The sequence below is a fragment of the Pseudooceanicola aestuariicola genome (assembly GCF_045763785.1).
Lineage (GTDB): Bacteria > Pseudomonadota > Alphaproteobacteria > Rhodobacterales > Rhodobacteraceae > Pseudooceanicola.
Map to the genome: position 1 here is coordinate 158,485 of NZ_JBJGSF010000005.1, position 23,075 is coordinate 181,559.

A 23,075-nucleotide genomic window follows, 5' to 3' on the forward strand; every position below is an offset into this window, starting at 1 on the left:
CAGATGAATTTCAGGCTGGAACCGGTGCCGCGCGATTCACGCGATCCAGGGTTCCGATCTCGGTCGAGGTCGCCTCTTCCGAGAAACTCGCATCCGCGCCATAGATGTCGCGGGCAACGCCGGTGGTCAGTTGCGCGGGCGTGCCGTCAAAGACGATCCGGCCGTGCAGCATACCGATCACGCGGTCGCAATAGCGGCGCGCGGTATCCAGCGTGTGAAGGTTGGCGATGACGGTGCGCCCGTCTTCTTCGTGAATGCGACGCAGCGCATCCATCACGATCTGGGCGTTCATCGGATCGAGCGACGCGATAGGTTCATCCGCCAGAATGATCTTGGGGTCCTGCATCAGCGCGCGCGCGATGGCGACGCGCTGCTGCTGGCCACCCGACAATGCCTCGGCCCGTTTGGGGGCGTGTTCCGCGATGCCCAGACGATCAAGGATGTCGATGGCGCGATGGATGTCCGCGCTCGGGTACAGGTTGAAAACCGTCGCGATGGTCGAGCGTTTGTTCAGCGTCCCATGCAGCACGTTCGACACCACATCCATGCGCGGAACCAGATTGAACTGCTGGAAAATCATCGCGCATTCGGCCTGCCAAGCGCGTTTGTCCGCGCCGCGCAGGGCGGTGATGTCACGGCCTTCGAATTCGACCCGGCCCGACGAATGATCCGTCAGCCGGTTCAGCATCCGCAGTAGCGTGGATTTGCCAGCGCCCGAACGGCCAATGATCCCGATCATCATCGGGCGATCCACCTGAACCGTGGCTTTATCAACGGCAGTGTTCTTGCCGAACGTTTTCGTCAATTGCTCGATACGTAGCAAAGCGGCCCCCAATCTGTCCTGTGCGACGGGCTAAGGGCCGAGAGCCAAACTTTTGTATCGGTTTGGCGAAACTTTTGTGACGCGGGGCGTCTGATCTGGGGATAACCCTAGATCCATCCTCTTGCTGAAAATTTTCCTGGGGAGCCCGCAGGCCGGGGGCAAAGCCCCTTCCCGGCGCCCGCCTACTCCGCCGCCAAATCCTTGGCCACAGGTTCCAGCTGCACGGTGAATTCGGCGCCGCCATCGGGCAGGTTGCGGCCCCGGATCGCGCCGCCAAAGCTTTGCACCAGACCGTAGGAAATCGACAGGCCCAGCCCCATGCCTTCGGCGGCCCCCACCTCTTTGGTCGAATAGAACGGGTCAAAGATCCGCTCGGGCTGGGCGATGCCGGGGCCAGTGTCACTGACCCGGATGGTGGGGCGCGGCGAGGATTCGACGCCGATGCTCAGCTCGCGCCGGTCTGACCCGCCCATGGCATCCGCCGCGTTCGAGATCAGGTTGACCAGCACCTGCGACAACCGCACCTCTCCGGCCATGGCCCAGACCGGGGCTGCGGGCGGCGTCCAGTGCAATGTTACGCCGTCCTTGGCCAGTCGCGCCTCTGTCATCTCCAGCGCGGTGGCGACCACCTGCCCCAGATCGACCCGGCGGGCCGGTTCGCTTTCCTGCCGCGCAAAGGCGCGCAGGTTCCGAATGATCCGCCCCATGCGCCCCGACAATTCGGAGATCCGCGCAAGGTTCTGCCCTGCTTTGTCGGCCTTGCCCCGCTCCAACAGCAGAGTGCCGTTCTCTGCAAATTGCCGGATCGCCATAAGCGGCTGGTTCAATTCATGGCTCAGGCCTGCCGACATCTGACCCAAGGCCGACAGCTTGCCCGCCTGCACCAGTTCGGCCTGCGCGCGTTTCAAGGCGGCCTCAGCCTCTTGCCGTTCCGCCACCTCGCGGCGCAGCGCCATGTTAGTGCCGGACAGTTCCGCCGTGCGTTCCGCCACCCGGTTTTCCAGCGTCGCATTGGCCCGCGCCAAGACGCGCCGCCGTTCCGTGGCCCAGAAGACCACCGCACCAAAGGCCAGCAGGATCAACCCGGCCACAGCCGCCTGTAACCACGCCAACCGCTGTGCGGGGGCCACGTCGATCAGCGCCATCGCCTGCATCCCCGCCTGCGGAATATCCCGCACCAGCCGCAGCGCCGGATCGGGAACATAGGCCCCCAGATCGGCCCGCCAGATCTGATGCGTCCCAACCGCATCGCGCGTCAGTGGCACCGGATCACCCGACTGTGGCACAAGCGCGTCGTCGGTCACGTGCCAGAACAACAGCTCTGACCGGTTGGTGACGAAAACCTGCCCCTCGGGCGTGGTAAAGAAGACAGCCGGGCGATCGCCGCGCCACGCCTGTTCGACGTGATCCATGTCCACCGCCACGACCAGCACACCGCGCACACCGCCGCCACGCGCGAAACTTGGTGCGGCGAAAACGTATCCGCGCGGCCCGCCCACCCGGATCGGCGCGATCCCGGTGCCCAAAGCGCCCGACAACGCGCGCCGCAGCACATGCCCCGGCACCAGCGCATCCAAGGTCGCCGTTGAATGCGCGCCAGAGGATGCCAGAACCTCTCCATCCGCCGCGATATATAGAATCTCCATCGCCGTGGTCCGATCCGCCGCGCCGATCAGCAGATCAACCGCCAGAGTCCGCAGCTCTGCACTGTCGGGAGATCCGGCCAAAGCCTCTAGGTACGGATGGCTGGTCATCAGAACCGCCAAATCCTGATAGCGCTGCATCTGCCCGGTCAGACGGTCGACGGTCAGGCTCAGGTCAGCCTCTCCGCGTTCCTGCAGGGGCACCAGCGCCTGCCGATAGCCCGCAACACCCACCCCCCAAGCCACAAGGGCCGAGGCGAAAAGGGTCATCAAGATCACCGCAAAACGGCGCAGGGCGGATCGGCTCATGCCCCTCTATACCGCGCGCGCTCTTGCCTTGGAAAGCCGCCCGCGCCCATATGGCCCCATGCGTCTGACCCAATCCCCCACCGATCCCGCGTTCGTCCAAGACCCCTACCCGTTTTATGCGCAGGCCCGCGCCGCCGGCCCCCTGCACTGGTGGGAGGATTACGGCATGACGGCAGCCTTTTCGCATGATGCGGTCCAAAGCATCCTGAAAGACCGCCGCTTCGGCCGAGAGGTTCCGCCAGAAATGGCCACCCCGCGCCCCGATCATCTGGCCCCGTTTTACCAGATCGACGATCATTCAATGCTAGAGCTTGAGGCCCCGCGCCACACCCGCCTGCGCGGTCTGGTGCTGCGCGCCTTCACCTCGCGCCGGATCAAGGCACTGGCGCCCGACATCACGGACCTAAGCCACCAGTTGATCGATGCCTTTCCCGCTGGCCCTTTCGACCTGCTGACCCATTTCGCCGCCCCCCTGCCCGTGCGCATCATCGCCCGCCTTCTGGGCGTACCAGAGGAGATGTCGCCCGACCTGCTGCGCTGGTCCAATGCCATGGTCGCCATGTATCAGGCCCGCCGCGACCGTACGGTCGAGGACGCCGCCGCGCAGGCCGCCAGCGACTTTGCCGAGTATATCCGCGGCTACATCGACGCCCGCCGCAACGATCCCCGCGATGACCTGATCACCCAGCTGATCGCGGCGGAAGAAGACGGTGCCAAGCTGACCCCGGACGAGATGATCGCCACCTGCATCCTGCTGCTGAACGCCGGTCACGAGGCAACGGTGCATACCATCGGCAACGGGATGGCGACACTGCTGACAGGCGATCATGACCTGCCCGCCTTACTGCGGCCCGATGCGGTGGCGGCGACCTGCGAAGAAATCCTGCGCTACGACCCGCCGCTGCATATGTTCACCCGCTACGCCTACGAAAAGGTCACGGTCATGGGCCATACCTTCCAGCGCGGCGATCAGGTGGCCCTGATGCTCGCCGCTGCCAATCGCGATCCCGAGGCTTGGAGCGATCCGGAGGTCTTCGACCCGACCCGCCCGATCAAAACGAACTCTGCCTTCGGTGCAGGCGCGCATTTCTGCATCGGCGCCCCTCTGGCGCGGCTGGAACTGCAGACCGCCCTGCCAATTCTGATAGATCGCTGCCCAAAGCTAAGGCTGGTCGATGCGCCGAGGTATGGGGACACGTATCATTTTCATGGGCTTGAGAGGCTGATGGTGGCCAACTAGGGCAGGCCGAAGATCCTCTTGCCGAAATTATCCCCGGGTGAATTGGCCACGGGCCAAGAGGGGTAGCGCCCCTGACATCCGTCACAGGGCAGCACCTGACCGCGGGCAGGCATCGCATGATCTGTGGTATTCGATTTACGGGGCCGTAACAGTGGCGACTTCCATCGTCGCACTGGCGTCGCCAAAGCGCCTGCCCGGGGTGCGGTCAGGCGCTGCCCGGGCCGCTTTGCGTCCGCGTCGGACAAAATGCGCAGACCAAGCCGCTACAACAACTCCAACCGCGCTGACAGATGCGGGTACATCGCCACCGCCGGATCGACGACCACCTCTCGCAGCAGCGCCTTCAACTCGGCCGCCACGGTCCCCGGAACCTCGTCCAAGATCCCCTGCCGCGCCATCAGGACGATCCGCCGTGACACTGGCGCGAACGGCAGGTCCATCAGGTCCAGCCCGTCGATCAGACGCCGCGCCCGCATCAGGGCCAAGGGCGGCAGGATGGTCCAGCCGACGCCCTGCCCGACCAGCGCCAGAATGGCGTGATAGCTGTCCAGTTCGAACCGATGCGCCAGCGTCAGGTTCTGTTGCGCCAGATGCGTCGCGATCAGACGGCCCATGTGATGGCGCGTGGTATATTGCACCAAGGGCTGCGCCTTGAGTTGCGCCAGAAGGTCACCGTCGGGATCGACCATGCCCCGTGGCGCGGCGACCACGAAGCCTTCGTCAAGGATGGGATGCACCTCGGCCCAAGGCGGCGCGGGGCCCATCTGGGCCGTCACGATCACGTCCAGCGCCTCGGCCTCCAGCTGATCGTACAAGCCATGTGACGCTCCCGTCTCTAACAGGAACTGACAGCCCTCTAGCCTCTCGGCCATGCGCACCAGCAATTGGGGCGTCACGTCGGCCTCCAGATCGTCGATCACGCCGAACCGCAGCCTGCGCAGCGATGGCGCACCGGTCACGGCAAGCTCTGCCCGGGCCTGAGCTGCTTCGTTCAAGATCGACTGGGCACGGCGGCGAAACGCCTCTCCGGCGGGGGTCAGGGACATGGGCCGCGCGTTGCGGCGCAGCAGGGTCACGTCCAAAGCGCCTTCAAGGTTGGTCAACTGCTGCGACACGGCAGACACCGACACCCCCAGCCGCCGCGCAGCCGAGGTGATAGAGCGTTCTTCGGCGGTGGCCACGAAGACCTCGATCCCCCAAAGTGTGATCTTGCCGGGACTAGCACCCGTTCCGGCAGAGGGACCGGGGTCAGAGACCATGGTTAGCTCATCTTGTTCAGCTTGCTTTGCAGATCGGCCAGCTGCTGCTTGATCGCATCCAGATCGTCACCCTTCTTGGGCGACTCTCCGGGTTTGGACGGGTCGGCCGCATCAGAGCCTTCGGGCGCTTTCCAGCCGGACAGACCGCCGGACATCGCCTTCAGGAACGCCTCTTGCTGCGCCTGCAGCGCTTCGAACCCCGGCATCTTGGCCATCGGGTTAATGGCGCTCATGTTCTTCATCATCTCGGACTGGCTGTCGCGCAGCATCTCGAAGCTTTGCGCCAGAAACTGCGGCACCACGGATTGCGCCTGCGTCGTGTAGCTGCGCACCAGATCGGTCAGCACACCCAAGGGCAGGACGTTTTCGCCGCGGCTTTCATGTTCTGCAATGATTTGAAGAAGATACTGGCGGGTCAGGTCGTCGCCGGATTTCAGATCGACGATCTGCACCTCGCGCCCGTCCCGGATAAAACCCGCGATATCTTCCAGCGTAACGTAGTCGCTGGTTTCGGTATTGTACAAACGACGCGACGCGTACCGTTTGATCAGAAGCGGTTTATCGGTGTCAGCCACGGGCTATCCTCCCCATTGCAGCAGTGCAGCACGAGCCTAGTTGCTCTGCAGCGAATTGCAAAAGTTTTTTAAAACAATGGGGTTTTATCGCTACCACATACGGGGCTGTGCGTTGACCTCGTAGCCGTCGTCGTAAGTGGCCCCGTCAAATCCACCGTCCTTTTCGTGCAGGAAATCCCCGGCGGTCGGCAGCACCTTGGACAGGTCTTCGCCGCCCCACAGGTTGGATCGCATCAGGGCCTTGGCGCATTGGAAATAGACCTCCTCCACCGTGATCTGCACGACGGTGCGGGGCTGCTTGCCCTTCCGGTCGAACGAGGCCAGCAGGTCCGCATCTGCCCGGACGACGGCCCGGCCATTTACCCGGACCACGTTTTTCACGCCGGGGACCATGAACATCAGGCTGACCAGAGGATCCCGCACGATGTTGCGCAGGGAATCGATCCGGTTGTTGCCCATCCAATCCGGCAGCATCAGCGTCTTGGGATCATCGATCCGCACCACGGGGCCATCGTCACCGCGCGGACTGGCATCGGTGCCCTCGGGACCCGTCGTCGACAGGATGACAAAGCGCGATGCGCTGATCCATGTCCGGTAGCACGGGGTGATATGATCGCGGACCTTTGTCACCGCCAGCGTCATCGGCGGGCCGTAAATCTCATCCAGCTGGGCAATATCGGTGATCGTCATAAAGGGCCCCCTTAACAGTTGCCCATTTCCTATACTGCAAGACTCTAGACAACTATACAATTAATTCGTTTGCGCACAAAAAAGGCGGGTCCCGAAGGACCCGCCCGAATATCGCGCTGTGCAGGGAGGAGCGAAGCGCGGTATAAACCTTACTTCGCAGCAGCTTTTTTCGCAGCAGCGGTGGTTTCTTTTGCAGCTTTCTGCATAGCAGCAGAGGATTCTTCTGCCATGTCTTTGCCAGCAGCCATCATCAGTTCCATGGTTTCGGACTGAGCTTTTTTGGCGATCTCGGCAAAGGTTGCCATGTTTTCAGCGGTCATTTCGGCGTAGGCGGTCGCGAAGTCGGTCATCGCCTTGGCGTAGTCCGCAGGCTCCGATTTGACTTTGGTCAGCTCGGACATCTTGGACAGGGTGTCTTTGGTCCACTTGGTCGAAACTTCGGTCGACTTCTCAGCGGCTTCCAGAGCAACGCCGGACAGCTTTTCGTTCAGGGTCGCGGTCGACTTGAAGCCTTCTTCGAAGGATTTCGTGTCAACGGGGAATGCGCCCATCATGTCTTTCATCATCGAAGTGAAGTCTTGGGTGGTAGCCATGGTTAATATCCTCTCACGGGTTAATGTGTCGGATCCATTCGGACCCGTATTGCGTCTCCGTTGAGGAATATGTGTGCTGCAGCGCAGCAAATCAAGAGTTTTTTTCTGCGCCGCAGAAAATCAAGCGTTATCCGTAGGATGTAGCCACCCGTTAAACGGGCAAAGCTGCCGTAACGTAGCTTCCGGGGGCCGGACCCAGCGCCGGGTGAGTCGAATCTCCCGGTTCGCGCGCCTCGACCAGCTTGCCGGAATTGGCCTTGATCCACTCGCCCCAGCGCGGCCACCAGCTGCCTTCATGGAAGTCGGCGCTTTCGAACCATTCCTGATCCGTCAGGCTAAGATCTTCGTTGGTGTAATGGCCGTACTTCTTTTTGGACGGCGGGTTCACGATCCCCGCGATATGCCCCGACTGCGATACGATAAAGGTCTTGTCCTTCGATCCCATCTGCTGAACGCCGCGATAGCTGGTCCGCCAAGCGGCGATGTGATCGGTTTCACAGGTGATCGCATAGACAGGCAGCGTGACGTCGCGGACATGCAGCGTTTCACCCAGCAGCTTAATGCCGTCATTGACGAATTCGTTTCGCTGGCACAGCTGACGCAGATACTGCACCGCCATCCGGCCCGGCAGGTTTGTCCCGTCCCCGTTCCAGAACAGCAGATCGAACGCGGGCGGCGTTTCCCCCATCATGTAGCTGCGGATCGCGGGCCGATAGATCAGGTCGTTGGACCGCAGGAAGGAAAAGGTGCGCGCCATGATGTGGCTGCGCAGAATGCCGTAATTGTCGACCTCCACCTCGATCCCATCGATGAAATCGTCCTGCAGGAAGGGTGTGAATTCGCCTTGGTTCGCGAAATCCGTCAACGCGGTAAAGAAGGTGGCGGTGTTCACCGACTTGTCTTTACGCTTTTTCATCAGCGACAGGGTCATCGCCAGCGTGGTGCCACCGATGCAATAGCCGATAGCATTCACCTTCTTCTGGCCGGTGATCTCTTTGGCCTCGCGGATCGCAGCAAGGTACCCTTCTTCGATATAGTCTTCGATCCCGACATCCGCGTAGGACCGATCGGGGTTCACCCAAGAAACCACGAACAGGGTGATCCCCTGCTCTGTCACCCATTTGATAAATGAGTTCTGTTCCTTCAGGTCGAGGATATAGAACTTGTTGATCCACGGCGGGAAGATGATCAGCGGGATCGCATGCACCTGCTCGGTCTTCGGCGCATACTGAATCAGTTCGATCATGCGGTTGCGATACACCACCTGCCCTTCGCTGGTGCCGATGTTTTCGCCCACCTTGAAGGCCGAGGTATCGGCCAGACGCACCAGCAATTCGCCATTGTTGGCTTCCAAGTCCGCGACAAGGTTTTCCAGACCTTTCACAAGGCTCTCGCCCTCTGTCTCGACCGCGCGCTCCAGCGCATCGGGGTTTGTCGCCAAGAAATTCGTCGGCGCCATCATGTCGATGATCTGCTGGGTGAAATACTTCAGACGCGTACGGTCCACATCATCCAGGTCTTCCGCATCTTCGACAGCATTCCGGATCGCCTGAGCGTTCAGCATGTACTGCTGCTTGATGTAATTGAAATACGGATGCGTCTTCCACATCGGATTGGTGAAACGCGGATCATCGGGCGTTTTATCTTCGGGCGCGGCGATTTGCCCCGAAGCAAGCGCCTGCTGTGCCTCAAGAAAATGCTGCACGGATTTTGACCAGAACTCGGCCTGATGTTCGAAAACACGCGCCGGGTTCTGGGCCATTTCCTGCCAATAGGCCGTTGCAGCCTTGGTAAATATGGACGGGTCCGGGCTGGACAGTGTCGGGTTGGTCGGATGGTTCTTCTGCAGGGCAGAGGTCAGCCGTTTGGTCAGTTCGTCCAGCTTGGCGAGGTTCTGATCCAGTTTGTTCAGGGCTTCTTTTCCTGCATCTGTGGTGCCGGATTCTTTACCCTTATTGTTACTTTCAGTTGCCATAAGCCGAATCCCCTCCTAGATTGCTGCATAGCAGCATTCGGCACGAGCACCGCGACCCTCCTTATATACAAAGGGATACCGAACGGACCGTGCACTAAACAGGGTGCTTTCAGCCTTCGGGAGACGCACATGCGCTTTTTGCCAACCTACGATTTAATGGAGTCGATCCGCAACACCAACCAATGGTTGGGGGCCACGGCTCACTCCATGGCCAACTACCCGGCGTTTTCGTTGGTGCCCAATCCAATGCTTCAATGGATGGCCGCCTGGGGCGAGGTGACGGAACGATCCTTCGAACGCATGGTCGCCAAGCCCGACTGGGGCATCCGGTCGATGACTTGCAACGACGGCAAGGACCATCTGGTCGACATCAAGAAAGTCGTGGAACGCCCCTTCGGCGATCTGATCCACTTTGACGTGATGGGCCGCGAAGAGCAGGAGCGTAAGATCCTGCTGGTCGCGCCGATGTCGGGCCACTACGCAACGCTGCTACGCTCGACCGTTGTGTCGCTGCTGCCCGACGCCGAGGTGTATATAACCGACTGGCACAATGCCCGCGACATCCCCGTCAGCGAAGGCAAGTTCGACATCGAGGACTACACCCTCTACCTCGTTGATTTCATGAAAGAGCTGGGCACCGACTACAACGTCATCGCCGTGTGTCAGCCCGCACCGCTGGCCCTGGCCGCCACCGCCTATCTGGCCGATGTCGCGCCCGAGGCAAAGCCCAACACCCTGACCCTGATCGGTGGCCCCATCGATCCCGGCGCGGCCCCCACCGAAGTGACCGATTTCGGCCACTCGGTTACCATGGGCCAGCTGGAAGAGATGATGATCCAGCGCGTTGGTCTGAAATACAAAGGCATCGGCCGCGCGGTCTATCCCGGCCTGCTGCAGCTGTCGTCCTTCATTTCGATGAACGCGGACAAGCACTCCAAGGCGTTCAGCGACCAGATCTTCCGCGTCATGCGCGAAGAGGCGTCGGACCACGACCACCACAACCGCTTCTACGACGAATACCTCGCCGTGATGGACATGACCGCCGAATTCTACCTCTCGACGGTGGAGCGGATTTTCCAGAACCACGAGATCGCCAAGAACGAATTCGTCGTGGCTGGCCACAAGGTGGACATCGGCAAGATCTCCAAGGTTGCCGTGAAAACGGTCGAAGGGGAAAACGACGACATCTCGGCCCCCGGCCAGTGTGTCGCCGCGCTGGACCTCTGCACCGGACTGCCGGACGAGATGAAAGCCTCTCATCTTGAGCCGGGCGCAGGCCACTACGGCATTTTCGCCGGGTCGTCCTGGCGGAACAACATCCGGCCTTTGGTGCTGGAGTTCATTGACGCCAACAAGGGCGGGGCCAAGACGGCCAAGCCCAAGGCAAAGGCGAAATCGCCGGCGCTGAAAGCGGTATAAGGATCGGGGGGCTTCGGCCCCCTTTTTCTTTGGGGTGGTTGTCGGTCGCGTAAAGGTGGGCTGGTTTCCCGCACTACAAGGTTTGAGAACAGGCACGGACTCAAGGCCGAAGGCCGCCGTGCCAGCGCCTGCCCGTCCCCCGGGCTGGCGCTTTGTCACCACAAGCGCGACGATTGACCGGGGAACGTGTTTGGCCACGATAAAGTGCTGACCTCAGCTGGACCATGCGCCATCCCACGGGCAGGCACTGACACTCCCTCTCTCAGATCAATAACCCCGCCGCCCCTTCGTGCCGCAGCAGGGCGACCTTCGTCTCGACCCCGCCGGGGGCCGAAAACCCACCCAACCCGCTGGCCGACAGCACGCGATGGCATGGGATGATCAGCGGGATCGGGTTCTGCCCACAGGCCTGCCCGATCGCCTGCGCCGGACGGCCCAAATCCTTAGCCAGATCCCCATAGGTCCGCGTTTCACCAAACGGGATCGCGCACAGCAGATCACAGACCGCACGGACCAATGCGCCGCCTTCGACCCGCACGGGCAGATCGAAGACCTGCAACTCACCGCTCCAATAGGCGCGCAACTGGCGCTCGGCCTCTATCAGAACAGGCGTTGGAGACGCGCCATCGATCCGCCTCCACCCGGCCTCGACAATCGCGTCGTCCCGCGCGCGCAGGGAAAACAGGCCAAGCGGCGTGTCGAACTGGTGGACCGGGTCTTGCATCATCCCACGCTGCCCCAGCTCAACCCCACCGACAAGCGCATTTGACGCTACGACCTTTTGCACGCCCCTTGGAGCATCGCCAAAACCATGCTTCAAGCAGGGGAATTGCATTCCGTCGCCGCAATTCTACTATAGAGTCAAATGGCCGACGCCTGAGGGAGGATTCAGACCATGACCATGCCAAAGCAATTGGAAAACCTAAGCATTCCGCTGATCGGCAGCCCGCTGTTCATCATCTCCAACCCCGAGCTGGTGATCGCCCAGTGCAAGGCTGGCGTCGTCGGGTCCTTCCCGGCCCTGAACGCCCGCGAAGCCGAGGGCGACGAGATCGAGCTGGACAAATGGCTGACCCGCATCGCGGACGAGCTGGACGCCCACAATCAGGCCAATCCCGACAGCCCCGCCGCGCCCTATGCAGTGAACCAGATCGTGCATAAATCCAACGCCCGGCTGGAACGCGACGTAGAGATTTGTGTCAAACACAAGGTCCCGGTCTGGATCACCTCTCTCGGTGCGCAGGAATGGGTCTATGAGGCCGCGCATTCCGTGGGCGCCATCGTCCTGCACGACATCATCAACGACATGTTCGCCCATAAGGCCATCAGCAAAGGCGCTGACGGGTTGATCGCCGTGGCCGCCGGTGCCGGTGGTCACGCGGGTGCGCAATCGCCTTTGGCCCTGATCCAGGAAATCCGCGAATGGTTCGACGGCCCGCTGTTCCTGTCGGGCGCGATTGCCAAGGGCGACTCGATCCTCGCCGCGCAGGCCATGGGGGCCGATGGCGGTTATGCCGGATCGATCTTCATCGCCACCGAAGAGGCGAACGCCCAAGAGGGCTACAAACAGATGATCACCGAACATGGCGCGTCGGACATCGTCTATTCCAACCTCTTCACCGGTGTCTGGGGCAACTACCTGAAGCCGTCGATCGCCAACGCGGGCATGGACCCGGACGCGCTGGAACGGTCCGACCCATCGGCGATGAACTTTGGTGGCGGCAGCTCCAAGGCGAAGAAATGGAAGGACATCTGGGGCTCGGGTCAGGGCATCGGCGCGGTGAAGTCCGTGCGCCCCGCGGCCGAGGTGATTGCCCAGCTGACCTCTGAATACGAAGCGGCCCAGCAGCGTCTGGCCGGAACCCTTGGCTGGCCGATGGCCAAAGCAGCCGAGTGATGCACAAAACGGGGCGGCTGATCGATCATCTGGACGTCCGGGTCAGCGATCCGGCCGCCTCACTCCCCTTCTATCGCGCAGTGCTGGGCGCGCTTGGCCTGCCAGTCGAAGAGCTTGGGGATGCCATCTCTACGGATGAGCTTTACGTGACCGCCAGCGGCACCACGGGCCGCGTGACCCGCGATCTGCATCTTTGCTTTCAAGCCGGTGACCGACAGGCCGTGCAGGCCTTTCACGCCGCAGGTCTTGCGAACAATGGCCGCGACAACGGCGCGCCGGGGCTGCGCGACTATCATCCCGGCTATTACGCGGCTTTCCTGCTGGACCCAGATGGCAACAATATCGAGGCGAAGCTGGACGAGCGCACGCCTGATGGCAACGCGCCGCAATCATAAGCTTAGTGGCCGTCGTACAAGCACCTGCCCCTGATCGAAGGCATTGGCGAACCTCCGCCGGATCAGGGTCGCTCTGCCCTTCCCCCACGCCCTGACCTATGCTCTACTCTGCTTAAAACCAAAGGCCCAAACCCAAAGCGGAGCCGAGCAGATGACAACCCGACGCACCTTCCTGACCCTGACCGCCGCCGCCGCGCTGACCGCCTGTGGCGGGGTCCGGTCCCCTGCCCCTACCAGCCGCAACAGCGCCGTTCCGTCCGACCTGCGCCCCATCCCCAACGCGGGATATGACGCTTGGGTGCGCGCCTTCCGCCCCCGCGGGGCCGCCGCAGGGATCAGCGACGCGACGATGAACGCGGCCTTCCGCAGCGCGGGCTTTATCCCCGGGGTCGTCACCCGCGACCGCAGCCAGCCGGAAACCAAGTATTCGCTCGAAGATTACCTGTCGATCGCCGCCTCTGACGAACGCATCAGCAAGGGCCGCGCGGCGCTTGCCCGCCACCGTGGCACACTGAACGCGCTGGAATCCCGTTACGGCGTCCCTGCGGAAATCATCTGCGCCATCTGGGGGCTGGAAAGCCGCTATGGCGAACGGCGCGGCGATATCAACGTGATCTCTTCGACCTCGACCCTCGCTTTCGACGGACGGCGCGGCGCGTTCTTTGAAAAGCAATTGATCGCCGCCCTGCGCATCCTGCAATCCGGCGACACGACGCCCGGCAACCTTGTCGGCAGCTGGGCCGGTGCGATGGGTCACACGCAGTTTATCCCAACCTCCTATCTGTCGCTGGCGGTGGATTTTAACGGCGACGGACGGCGCGACATCTGGTCGGATGACCCGACGGATGCGCTGGCCTCGACCGCGAATTACCTGCGCAAGAACGGCTGGTCAGGCCGTGACTGGGGCGGAGAGACCGGCCAGCCCGGCACGCCCTCGGGCAGCGTCATCACACCCCAACCGGGTGGGCCCAGCTTTACCGTCACGCGGAACTTTCGCGCGATCAAAAGCTACAACAACTCGGACCTTTACGCGATTGGCATCGGCCATCTGGCCGACCGTCTGGCAGGCGGCGGGCCGATCCGCGGCAGCTTCCCGCCGGATCGCTACGGGCTGACCAAACAGCAGCGCATCACCCTGCAGGAAAAACTAACCGCCCGCGGCTATGACACGGGCGGCACCTCTGGCGTGATCGGCCCCAAAAGCCGCGAAGCGATCAGCGCCTACCAGTCCAGCCGGGGGCTTCCGGTAACCGGCGCCCCCTCGCCCGAGTTACTCGGCAGCCTGTGACCGGATGCGGCGACCTTCGCCGTCTTCGAACCCTTGGAACGAACAATTCTCGACCGTGTCACGACGGCTCGATTTCACGCCGTTCGCGGCAAATTCCTGATCCGGCCAGCCAAGCGCGACGCAGGTCAGGATCACCTGATCTTCGGGGATCTCGGCGCATTCGCGGACCACGGGCGATTGCATGATCCCTTGCCCGTTGATGACGGCGCCCAGCCCTTTGGCCCAGGCCGCCAGCACCATGCCATAGACCGCAGCCCCCGCGTCAAAGATCGCGATTGGCCCGTGATCGTCCAACGCCTTGTCATAGGTCACCACGACCGACACCGGCGCATCAAACTGCCGGAACCCGCGCATCACCCAATCCTGCCGCATCTCTTTATCGTCGCGCGCGATCCCCATGGCCGCAAAAAGCTTTTTGGCGATGTCCACCTGTCGTTCCCGATGCACGCCTTCATAGGCCCCATGCGCCATGATCTCACGGCTCGGCTCAACACCTGCCAACATCCGCTCGGAATTGCCGCGCCGCACGTTTTCCAGCACCTCACCGGTCAACACATGGAAATGCCACGGCTGCGTATTCATCGACGATGGCGCCATGTTGGCCGCGGCCAGCACCTCTTCCATCAGCGCCTGGCTGACCGGCTCGTCCGTGAATCCCCGGATCGAGCGTCGCTCGCGCATCGCGTCAAATATATCCATCGGTAAACCTCCCAATTCGACCGCTCTTAATTCTACGGGGCGCAGCAAATGCCGCGCCCCTCTTGTCCTCTTGCATCAAATATCCCCGCCGAAGGCATCGCCCCGCAAGGGGCGACCCCACGTCAGGCGCGGATCAAGCGGCCAGCCCATCTGCGTCGCACAGCCGATCCATATGGAAATCACGATCCCCATAGGCGGCTTCCAACAGGGTCATGCGCTTGAAGTAATGCCCGATGGCATATTCCATCGTCATCCCCACGCCACCGTGCAACTGAATGGCCATCTGGCCCACATTGCGCGAGGCGTCGCACATCTTCACCTTGGCGGCCGACAATGCCAGATCGCGTTCTTGGGCGTCCGGGTCGTCGCACATCACGCTGGCATACATCGCCATGGATTTGACCTGCTCTTTCTCGACCACGGCGCCCGCTGCGATATGCTGCAAGGCCTGAAACGACCCGATGGCGCGACCAAATTGTTCGCGGCCCTTGATATACTCCACCGTCTGTTCGATCGCCTGCTCCATGCAGCCAAGGCTTTCCGCCATGACAGCAGACAGCGCCCGCGCTTCGGCCAATGCAATCGCCTCTGCCGCCGGCAGACCGCCCGCCAGCTTCTCGGACGGGGTGCCGTCAAAGGTCAGTTCTGCCGCGCGTTTGCCATCTTGGGTCTTATAGGCCCGCGCCTCCATCCCCTCGGCCCCGCCGCGCACGACGTAAAGCCCCAGACCATCCGGCCCCGTCGCGGTGACAAAGATCAGGTTCGCCTCGGCCCCGAAGGTGACAACGGATTTGGACCCGCTCAGGCGGCCATCGCTATCAGCCTGCGTCTTGATCTCTTCACCCCGGTCCAGCATCCCCGGCTCAAGATGCGCCCAAGTGGGCAGGCTCTCACCGCCGATGATCCCTTCGGCGATGGACGCCCGTTGGTCCGCGCTGGCGGCCTGCAACAGCGACGGCGCTATTGCCATCGCCTCGGCCCAAGGCTCGTTTGTCAGGGCATAGCCCATGGCCTGCCCCACGATCATCGTATCCACGGACGACCCGCCAAGGCCGCCGTCGTCTTCGGAAAACGGCAGGGCGAAAATCCCCATCTCGGCAAAGCCAGCCCAGACGTCGGGAGAATAGCCGCCGTCCATCTCCATGTATTTCCGACGTTTTTCGAAATCATACCTGTCGGCAAGAAACCGGGTCAGGCTGTCCGACAACATCCGCTGTTCATCGCTTAACTCAAAATTCATGACGCCCTCACAATCCCAGAATGGCCTTGGAAATGATGCCCTTTTGGACCTGATCCGATCCCCCGTAGATCGAGGATTTGCGGAAGTTAAAGTAGTTGGGGGCCGCCCGTTCGACCCAATCGTCGCCGATCCGCGCGTTGTCGCCCAGCTCTCCGTCCGTCCATGGCACGGCCTGTTCGCCCGCCATTTCGACGTAAAGTTCGGTCAGGCGCTGGATCATCTGCGCGCCCTTGATCTTGATGACAGAGGTCGCGGGGTCGGGCTTGCCTGTATCCGCGCCCGCCTGCATCGACGACAACACCCGCATCACGGTCATCTCAAGCGCCTTCAGCTCGACCTGCGCTTCGACGAACTTGTCGCGGAACCGCGGGTGGTCCCACAGCGGCTTGCCCCGCACGATACGGGTCTTGGCGATTTCCTTAAGCTGTTCCAACTTGGCCTGCGATGCCCCCACGCGCGGGGCGCCCAGACGTTCGTTGCCCAGCAGGAACTTGGCATAGGTCCAGCCCTTGTTGACCTCGCCGATCAGGTTCTTCGCGGGCACTTTAACGTCCGTAAAGAAGACCGAGTTGATCTCGTGCCCGCCGTCCATCGTCTGAATCGGGTGCACTTCGACACCGGGCGACGTCATATCCACCAGAAGGAAGGAAATCCCTTCCTGCTTCTTACCCTCGTTCGAGGTGCGCACCAGCAGGAAGATCCAATCGGCATGCTGGGCGTAGGTGGTCCATGTCTTCTGGCCGTTGACGATCCACTGCTGACCGTCCTCGTCCCATTCCGCCTTACATTTCAGCGATGCAAGGTCCGACCCGGCCCCCGGTTCGGAAAAGCCCTGACAGAACCAGTAATCCAGCGACGCGATCTTTGGCAGAAACTCTTTCTTCATCTCTTCTGACCCGAACTGGATCAGCACCGGCCCGATCATGCCGACGTTAAAGCCCTGCGGATCAGGCGCCCCGGCCCGCTGGTTTTCCTGCTGAAAGATGTACATTTGCGTGACGGACCAGCCCGGCCCGCCCCATTCAGCAGGCCAGCGCGGCGTGGCCCAGCCTTTGGAATGCAGGATCTTATGCCACTCCACCGTCATCTCTTTGGTGGGCGGGTTGCCGCGCTTCAGGTGGTCGCGGGTGGCCGCGGGCAGGTTGTCCTCGATAAAGGCACGCACCTCCTGGCGAAACGCTTCTTCCTCTGGGGTGAAGGTCAATTCCATGATCGATACTCCTTACGCCGTTTCCTCGGCCGCCTTGGCCAGTTCTTCTTCCTTCAGCATCTTGCGCGATGCCTTGCCGACCGCCGTGCGGGGCAGTTCCGTGCGGAATTCCAGATGCCGTGGGATTTCGTGCCGCCCCAGCTTGTCCTGCAAAAACTCCTGCAGGTCCTCGAGCGTAAAGCGCTCTGCCCCCGGGTTCAGCATGACAAAGGCCTTGGCGCTTTCGCCGCGATAGGCGTCCGGCACACCGATCACCATTGCCTCCAACACGCTTGGGTGCTGGTGGATCGCGTTCTCAATCGTCAGCGGATAGACGTTAAAGCCGCCCGACAGGATCAGGTCTTTCTTGCGGTCCACGATGTAGAACCAGCCGTCTTCGTCCATGTAGCCGATGTCGCCGGTCAGGAAGTAACCTTCGCTGTTGAAACAGGCGGCGTTTTCTTCGTCCGAGCGGTTCCAGTAGCCCTTGGTGACATTCGGGCCCTTGATGACCATTTCACCCGATTTGCCCGGCGGCAGGTCTTTTTCGCAATCGTCCACGTCGACGATCTTCATATCCAGCCCCGGTACCGGCACCCCGATGGTGCCCAGTTTGTCATCCGGCATCCCCTTGGGCACGGTCGTCCCGGCGGGCGAGGTTTCGGTCATGCCCCAGCCGCCGCGCAACTTGTGACCCGTCAGTTGTTTGACACGATTGTAGACCTCGACCGGCAAAGGCGCACCGCCAGAGGCGACGTATTCCAGCGACGACAGATCCCGTTTATCGATGTCAGGCAGCGCGAGGATGGCAATCCATGTCGTCGGCACACCGCCAAGCGATACGATCCCCTTCTCTTCGATCTCGTCGATTGCGCTGGCCGCGTCGAACCGCAGCCGCAGACACAGCGTGCCGCCTTCGCTGACGCGTTTGATCATGCCCGAGGACAGGCCCATGATGTGGAACAGCGGGGAATAACCCAATGCGGGCTTGCCGGGTTTCTGCGATGGCTCTCCTTTGCCCATTTCGGAATACATCTGCGACGATGTTGAAAGGTTCGAATGGGTCAACTGCGCAGCCTTCGGAATACCAGTTGTGCCACCAGTATATTGCAAAAGTGCAAGATCCTCAGGCTCCATCGGCGCCGCATCCATCGGGGCGGTGGAATGGCCTGCCAGAAGGTCGTTCACGGAATGCGCGCCGTCGATCACAGGGCAATCGCGGCCCTGCGCCGACACCGGATCGGGGCAAAGATACAGCGGCGGGCATGTGCCATCCGCCAGCAACTTGGGGAACCGTCCGGCAAATTCCGGCGTGGTCAACGAAATGACCATCTTGGCCCCGCTGTCGGTCAACTTGTGCGCGATCTCTTGCTCCGCGTCCAAGGGCGACAGATGCGTGACCGCCGCGCCGTACCACAGCGCACCGAAGAAAAAGATGGGATGCCACGGACAGTTCGGCAGATGCAGGGCGATCCGGTCGCCTTTTTCGATGCCTGCCGCCTTTAGCGCGCGGGCCACCTGCGACACCAACCCATGCATCTGGGCATAGGTGAATTCGCGACCGTAATATTCGATCATGACCGTTTCCGGCCATGTCGCAAAAGACCGCGTCATGCGATCGTTCACCGTTTCCGGCACCGGTTCAAAATGGGGGTTCACCCCATCGGCGTACCACTTATACCACGGGCGTTCCTGCGCCATGCTCATCCCCTCCCCTTGGACGATTTACCGAAACGGCCCCTCCTTGGCCGTGCCGGTGATCCGCGGCGCGGGCCAAGGGATCGGATAGGCCCGCTCCCCATTGCGGCCCGCCCGCCGCGTGTTCATGTTAGCAACCGCATGATCCCCGGCCCAGAGCCTTGGCCCCGCCCCCACGACAGCCCCGTTGGCGACCTGAACAAGGCCAGCCCCCGCGTCCGCCCGGACCGAGACATCGACATGCGTCACGATTTCCTCCCTCACATCATTCCGCAATGCAGAATAACGTTTTGCATTCTGAACCCACGCTAGAGCGGCGGATTGAGCCCGTCAATCACTATTGACCGAGCGGTAGAAAACCTGAATCATGAGGCCTAATCTGGGAGGATCAGCATGATAGATCGTCGGCGCGACAGCTTTGCCGAAGCCTTTGCGGGCATCGGCGACGGGGCGCGTGTCATGGTGGCAGGCTTTGGCGAAGCGGGCCGTCCGAACATGCTGATCAAGGCGCTATTAGATAGCGGCATCAAGGACATAGACCTGATTTCCAACAACGCTGGCGATGGGGATACCGGGCTGGCGGCTCTGTTTCTGGCAGGCCGCGTGCGCAAGCTGACCTGTTCGTTCCCGCGCGGCGCGATGAAAGATCTGATGCTGGAACTGGTGACCGCCAACAAGATGGAGCTGGAGGTCATGCCGCAGGGCACGCTGGCCGAACGTATCCGCGCGGGCGGCTGTGGCATTCCGGCGTTCTACACGCCCACCAGCTATGGCACGCTGGTCGCCGAGGGGAAGGAAACGCGCGACTTCGATGGCCGCGGTCACGTGCTGGAAACCGCGCTGACCGCCGACATCGGTCTGGTCAAAGCGCACCGGGCCGATCGCTTTGGCAACCTGACGTTCCTGAACCTTGCGCGGAACTTCAACCCGCTGGTCGCCGCTGCCGCCAAAACCACAATCGCAGAGGCCGAAGAAATCGTCGAACTGGGCGATATCGATCCACATGACGTCCATTCTCCTGGCATCTTCACCAACCACCTGTTCCAGACCAAAGAGGTGCCGGTGGACAGCTGGTACGACTGGCGGGAAACAGCATGAGCGCAGCCTTCACCCCGCTGACCCGCGACGGGATCGCGGCCCGTCTGGCGCAGGATATCCAAGACGGCTGGCACGTGAACCTTGGCATCGGCATGCCGGAACTGGTGGCCAATTACCTGCCCGAGGGGCGGGAAATCCTGCTGCATTCGGAAAACGGGGTCCTTGGAATGGGGCCCTCCCCGGACGAAGCAGACATCGACTGGACCCTTATCAACGCGGGCAAAAAGCCGATCACCCTGCTGCCCGGCGCGTCCTTTTTCGACCACGCCTGGTCCTTTGGGATCGTGCGCGGCGGCCATTTGGAGCTGTGCGTTTTGGGGGGCTATCAGGTGGCGCCCAATGGCGATCTGGCGAACTGGGCGCGGGATGCGAATGACCCTTTGCCTGCTATCGGCGGCGCCATGGATCTGGCCGCCGGGGCACAGCGGATTTTCGTGATGATGACGCATAACGACAAAACAGGGGCGCCCAAAGTCTTGGAAAGCTGTCAGTTTCCGCTGACCGGCGCAGGCATCGCGAAACGGGTCTACACGGACCTATGCGTGCTGGATCTGACGGGCGGGATATTCACCGTCACGGATATGGTCGACGGCCTTAGCCGGGACGAACTGCAGAACCGCAGCGGGGCGCAATTGCACTTCGCGGATCAGGTTGCTGTGATGCAGGACGTGACACAGGCGGGGTGATCCCCGCCATCACGTTTTCAGCCCTTGGCGGCCTGAATGGCTTCCCACACGCGGCCCGGCGACGCGGGCATGGCGAAATCGCTGACACCCACCTGCGCCAGCGCATCCATCACCGCGCTCATTCCCGCCGCCATACCGCCGACCGATCCGGCTTCGCCCACACCTTTGACGCCAAGCGGGTTCATACCCGTCGGCACCTCGTAGAACCCGGTGTCATAGGGCGGCATGTCGTTTGCACGCGGCATCGCGTAGTCCATGAAGGACCCGGTCAGCAGCTGTCCGTCACCGTCGCCATAGCGCATTTCCTCCATGAAGACCTGACCCAAAGCTTGGGCCACACCCCCCTGAATCTGCCCCTCGGCGATCTGCGGTTGCAGCACGCGACCGATATCCTCGACCCCGGCATAAGAGATCACGTCGAAACGCCCGGTGTCGGGGTCCAGCTCGACCTCGCAGATGTGGCAGCCGTTGGGAAAGGTTGGCGCTTCGGGCGAAAACTCGCCATTTGCGGCCAGCGGGATACCCTTTTCGCCCGCAACCTTGGCGACATGTTCCAACGTGATTTCCCGGTCCGTGCCCGCAATGCGGAAAACGCCGCCCGAGTATTCGATATCGGCGACGTCGGCCTCCAATTCCTCACCAGCGATATCCTTGGCGTCGGCCAGAATGGTGTCCACCGCCCCCTTGAGCGCCGATCCGCATTTGATCATCGCGCCCGATCCGCCCATGCCGCCGCCTTTTTCGATCACATCCGTATCGCCCTGCGCATAAGAGATCTTGTCGGGCGCAATCTCGAACCCTTCGGCGGCCAGATCGATCAGCGCCGTCTCTATCCCCTGCCCGGCCGAAAACGCGCCCGCGGCGACAGACACAGACCCGTCTGCATTCAGGGCCACATTGGTATAATCCGCCCCGCGACGGCCCCACATGCCACCCGCCGTTTCGATACACAGCGCCAGACCAAGGCCGCGCACCTTTCCGCGCGCCTCGCTGTCGGCCTTGCGCGCGGCATAGCCGTCCAGATCGGCGCGGGACATGCCAGCATCCAGCACGGCCTCGAAATCGCCGGTGTCGTAGCCGAAATACCAGATCGGCGGCCATGGCATCTGCTCGGGCCGGATCAGGTTGCGGCGGCGCATCTCGATCCGGTCCATGCCGGTTTCGCGGGCCGCTTTGTCGATCAGCATTTCAATGATGTAGGTTGCCTCGGGGCGGCCTGCACCACGGTAAGGTGCGACCGGCACGGTGTTCGTCAGATACCCCGTCAACGCGCCCGCGATCACCGGCGTGGTATAGACCCCCGCCACGCCACCAAAGTTCAAAACCGGCGGCAGCGACCGGGCCGAAGCATAGGCGCCCATGTCCAGTTCCAGCCGCACGGTCAGCGCAGTGAAATTGCCATCCGCGTCCAGCCCCAGTTCGGCCGTGAAATCCAACGCGCGGCCACCTTCGTCCGACAACAGCGCCTCGCTTCGATCCGCGCGCCAGCGGACCGGACGGTTCAGCTTGCGTGTCGCCCAGAAGACCAGCATTTCTTCGCGCAGGGGGCCGGACTTCATACCAAAGGCCCCGCCAACGTCCCCGCCGACAACGCGGATATCAGCCGCCTCCATCCCGAAGGCCGCGGCCAGCGCGCCGCGCATCGCGGGCGGGTTCTGGTGGCTGGCATATAGCCCGATGCGCCCGCCGGGTTCGGGACGCGCGACGGCGTTGCGCGGCTCCATCGTGGCGGCGGTCACGCGGCTGATCGGGCTGGTCAGCTTGATGCGATGCGCGGCACTGGCCAGCGCCTCTTCGGCCCTGTCCAAATCGCCGCGCGACCATTCCGCGCCGATGTTGCCGGGCCGGTCCGCATGAACCAGCCGCGCGCCCTCGGCCTTGGCGTCGGCGATGGTGACGATCGCTTCATGTTCTTCCAGATCGGGAAAGACGGCTTCAGCCGCGTCCAGCGCCTCTTCGCGCGACGTGGCGATGACCATGGCGATGGGTTCACCGATGTACCGCGCCTCATCTTCGGCCAGCAAGGGCCGCGGGGTGTGATCCCATGTCTTGCCGTCCGGCCCTTCCAGCGCCATCGCCGCCTGCACCGGTCCCACGCCGTCACTGGCCACGTCAGCGGCGGTAAAGATCGCCTCGACCCCCGGCATCTGCGCCGCGTCTTCGGTGTCGATGCCATTGATGCTGGCCGCGCCAAAGGGCGAGCGGACGAAAACTGCCCACAACGCGCCGTCGACCTTCAGGTCGTCGGTATAGCGGCCCTGACCCGTGGCCAGACGGTAATCTTCGACACGTCCTTTGCGGACATTCGCCCGGCGCGGCAGAGTGGCATCATTCATCGAAACATCCTTCCCGGGCCTAT

21 protein-coding genes are annotated in these 23,075 nt (G+C 62.2%); 7 read left to right on the forward strand and 14 right to left on the reverse strand.

Annotated features, from left to right (window positions below):
• Positions 1-10: 10 nt before the first annotated feature.
• On the reverse strand, positions 11-823 hold the full coding sequence (gene phnC / locus ACI3GR_RS16695) for a phosphonate ABC transporter ATP-binding protein (RefSeq protein ID WP_407496207.1): 813 nt from the start codon (positions 821-823) through the stop codon (positions 11-13).
• Between the two features lie 182 nt (positions 824-1,005).
• On the reverse strand, positions 1,006-2,775 hold the full coding sequence (locus ACI3GR_RS16700; RefSeq protein WP_407496209.1) for a sensor histidine kinase: 1,770 nt from the start codon (positions 2,773-2,775) through the stop codon (positions 1,006-1,008).
• Positions 2,776-2,833: 58 nt separating this feature from the next.
• Between ACI3GR_RS16700 and ACI3GR_RS16705 the strand changes: the two genes are divergently transcribed.
• Positions 2,834-4,015, forward strand: coding sequence for a cytochrome P450 (locus ACI3GR_RS16705; protein WP_407496249.1), 1,182 nt, complete (start codon positions 2,834-2,836; stop codon positions 4,013-4,015).
• A gap of 263 nt (positions 4,016-4,278) precedes the next feature.
• Here the strand turns inward: ACI3GR_RS16705 and ACI3GR_RS16710 are convergent, their stop codons facing one another.
• The 5 genes from ACI3GR_RS16710 to ACI3GR_RS16730 form a co-directional block, all read right to left on the reverse strand.
• Positions 4,279-5,274, reverse strand: coding sequence for a LysR family transcriptional regulator (locus ACI3GR_RS16710; RefSeq protein ID WP_407496210.1), 996 nt, complete (start codon positions 5,272-5,274; stop codon positions 4,279-4,281).
• Positions 5,275-5,276: 2 nt separating this feature from the next.
• Entirely contained in the window at positions 5,277-5,849 is a 573-nt protein-coding gene (gene phaR / locus ACI3GR_RS16715) for a polyhydroxyalkanoate synthesis repressor PhaR (RefSeq protein WP_407496211.1), read from the reverse strand.
• A gap of 90 nt (positions 5,850-5,939) precedes the next feature.
• The gene (locus ACI3GR_RS16720; RefSeq protein ID WP_407496213.1) at positions 5,940-6,539 is read right to left on the reverse strand and encodes a pyridoxamine 5'-phosphate oxidase family protein; all 600 of its coding nucleotides are present in this window, start codon (positions 6,537-6,539) and stop codon (positions 5,940-5,942) included.
• A gap of 149 nt (positions 6,540-6,688) precedes the next feature.
• Positions 6,689-7,132 (reverse strand): phasin family protein, encoded by a 444-nt coding sequence (locus ACI3GR_RS16725; protein ID WP_407496214.1) that lies wholly within the window; start codon positions 7,130-7,132, stop codon positions 6,689-6,691.
• A 151-nt stretch (positions 7,133-7,283) separates the two neighbouring features.
• The gene (locus tag ACI3GR_RS16730; RefSeq protein ID WP_407496216.1) at positions 7,284-9,107 is read right to left on the reverse strand and encodes a PHA/PHB synthase family protein; all 1,824 of its coding nucleotides are present in this window, start codon (positions 9,105-9,107) and stop codon (positions 7,284-7,286) included.
• Positions 9,108-9,236: 129 nt separating this feature from the next.
• Here ACI3GR_RS16730 and phaZ point away from each other — a divergent pair, with 129 nt between their 5' ends.
• On the forward strand, positions 9,237-10,526 hold the full coding sequence (phaZ, locus tag ACI3GR_RS16735) for a polyhydroxyalkanoate depolymerase (RefSeq protein WP_407496218.1): 1,290 nt from the start codon (positions 9,237-9,239) through the stop codon (positions 10,524-10,526).
• A gap of 262 nt (positions 10,527-10,788) precedes the next feature.
• Here phaZ and ACI3GR_RS16740 read toward each other — a convergent pair whose 3' ends face one another.
• Entirely contained in the window at positions 10,789-11,250 is a 462-nt protein-coding gene (locus tag ACI3GR_RS16740) for a methylated-DNA--[protein]-cysteine S-methyltransferase (RefSeq protein WP_407496253.1), read from the reverse strand.
• Positions 11,251-11,421: 171 nt separating this feature from the next.
• On the opposite strand from ACI3GR_RS16740, the gene ACI3GR_RS16745 reads away from it, so the two are divergent.
• From ACI3GR_RS16745 to ACI3GR_RS16755, 3 genes are all read left to right on the forward strand, one after another.
• Complete coding sequence (locus tag ACI3GR_RS16745; RefSeq protein WP_407496219.1) at positions 11,422-12,423, forward strand: NAD(P)H-dependent flavin oxidoreductase; 1,002 nt, start codon at positions 11,422-11,424, stop codon at positions 12,421-12,423.
• The gene (locus tag ACI3GR_RS16750) at positions 12,423-12,818 is read left to right on the forward strand and encodes a VOC family protein (protein WP_407496220.1); all 396 of its coding nucleotides are present in this window, start codon (positions 12,423-12,425) and stop codon (positions 12,816-12,818) included. The genes ACI3GR_RS16745 and ACI3GR_RS16750 overlap by 1 nt, the downstream gene beginning before the upstream one ends.
• Positions 12,819-12,969: 151 nt before the next feature.
• Positions 12,970-14,106 carry a lytic murein transglycosylase gene (locus ACI3GR_RS16755; protein ID WP_407496221.1) on the forward strand — a complete coding sequence of 379 codons (1,137 nt, stop codon included), beginning with the start codon at positions 12,970-12,972 and terminating at the stop codon, positions 14,104-14,106.
• On the opposite strand, the gene ACI3GR_RS16760 is transcribed toward ACI3GR_RS16755, so the two are convergent.
• The 5 genes from ACI3GR_RS16760 to ACI3GR_RS16780 form a co-directional block, all read right to left on the reverse strand.
• Complete coding sequence (locus ACI3GR_RS16760; RefSeq protein WP_407496222.1) at positions 14,089-14,805, reverse strand: nitroreductase; 717 nt, start codon at positions 14,803-14,805, stop codon at positions 14,089-14,091. The two genes, ACI3GR_RS16755 and ACI3GR_RS16760, sit on opposite strands and share 18 nt — an antisense overlap.
• A gap of 133 nt (positions 14,806-14,938) precedes the next feature.
• Entirely contained in the window at positions 14,939-16,045 is a 1,107-nt protein-coding gene (locus tag ACI3GR_RS16765) for an acyl-CoA dehydrogenase family protein (protein WP_407496224.1), read from the reverse strand.
• 7 nt (positions 16,046-16,052) lie between these two features.
• Positions 16,053-17,255, reverse strand: coding sequence for an acyl-CoA dehydrogenase family protein (locus tag ACI3GR_RS16770; RefSeq protein ID WP_407496226.1), 1,203 nt, complete (start codon positions 17,253-17,255; stop codon positions 16,053-16,055).
• A 12-nt stretch (positions 17,256-17,267) separates the two neighbouring features.
• On the reverse strand, positions 17,268-18,935 hold the full coding sequence (locus ACI3GR_RS16775) for an AMP-binding protein (protein WP_407496228.1): 1,668 nt from the start codon (positions 18,933-18,935) through the stop codon (positions 17,268-17,270).
• Between the two features lie 24 nt (positions 18,936-18,959).
• Positions 18,960-19,181 (reverse strand): hypothetical protein, encoded by a 222-nt coding sequence (locus ACI3GR_RS16780; RefSeq protein ID WP_407496230.1) that lies wholly within the window; start codon positions 19,179-19,181, stop codon positions 18,960-18,962.
• 144 nt (positions 19,182-19,325) lie between these two features.
• Between ACI3GR_RS16780 and ACI3GR_RS16785 the strand changes: the two genes are divergently transcribed.
• Positions 19,326-20,030 carry a 3-oxoacid CoA-transferase subunit A gene (locus ACI3GR_RS16785; protein ID WP_407496231.1) on the forward strand — a complete coding sequence of 235 codons (705 nt, stop codon included), beginning with the start codon at positions 19,326-19,328 and terminating at the stop codon, positions 20,028-20,030.
• Positions 20,027-20,716 carry a 3-oxoacid CoA-transferase subunit B gene (locus ACI3GR_RS16790; RefSeq protein ID WP_407496233.1) on the forward strand — a complete coding sequence of 230 codons (690 nt, stop codon included), beginning with the start codon at positions 20,027-20,029 and terminating at the stop codon, positions 20,714-20,716. Before ACI3GR_RS16785 ends, ACI3GR_RS16790 begins: the two co-directional genes overlap by 4 nt.
• 17 nt (positions 20,717-20,733) lie before the next feature.
• Here the strand turns inward: ACI3GR_RS16790 and ACI3GR_RS16795 are convergent, their stop codons facing one another.
• Positions 20,734-23,052, reverse strand: coding sequence for a xanthine dehydrogenase family protein molybdopterin-binding subunit (locus tag ACI3GR_RS16795; RefSeq protein ID WP_407496234.1), 2,319 nt, complete (start codon positions 23,050-23,052; stop codon positions 20,734-20,736).
• Positions 23,053-23,075: the final 23 nt, after the last annotated feature.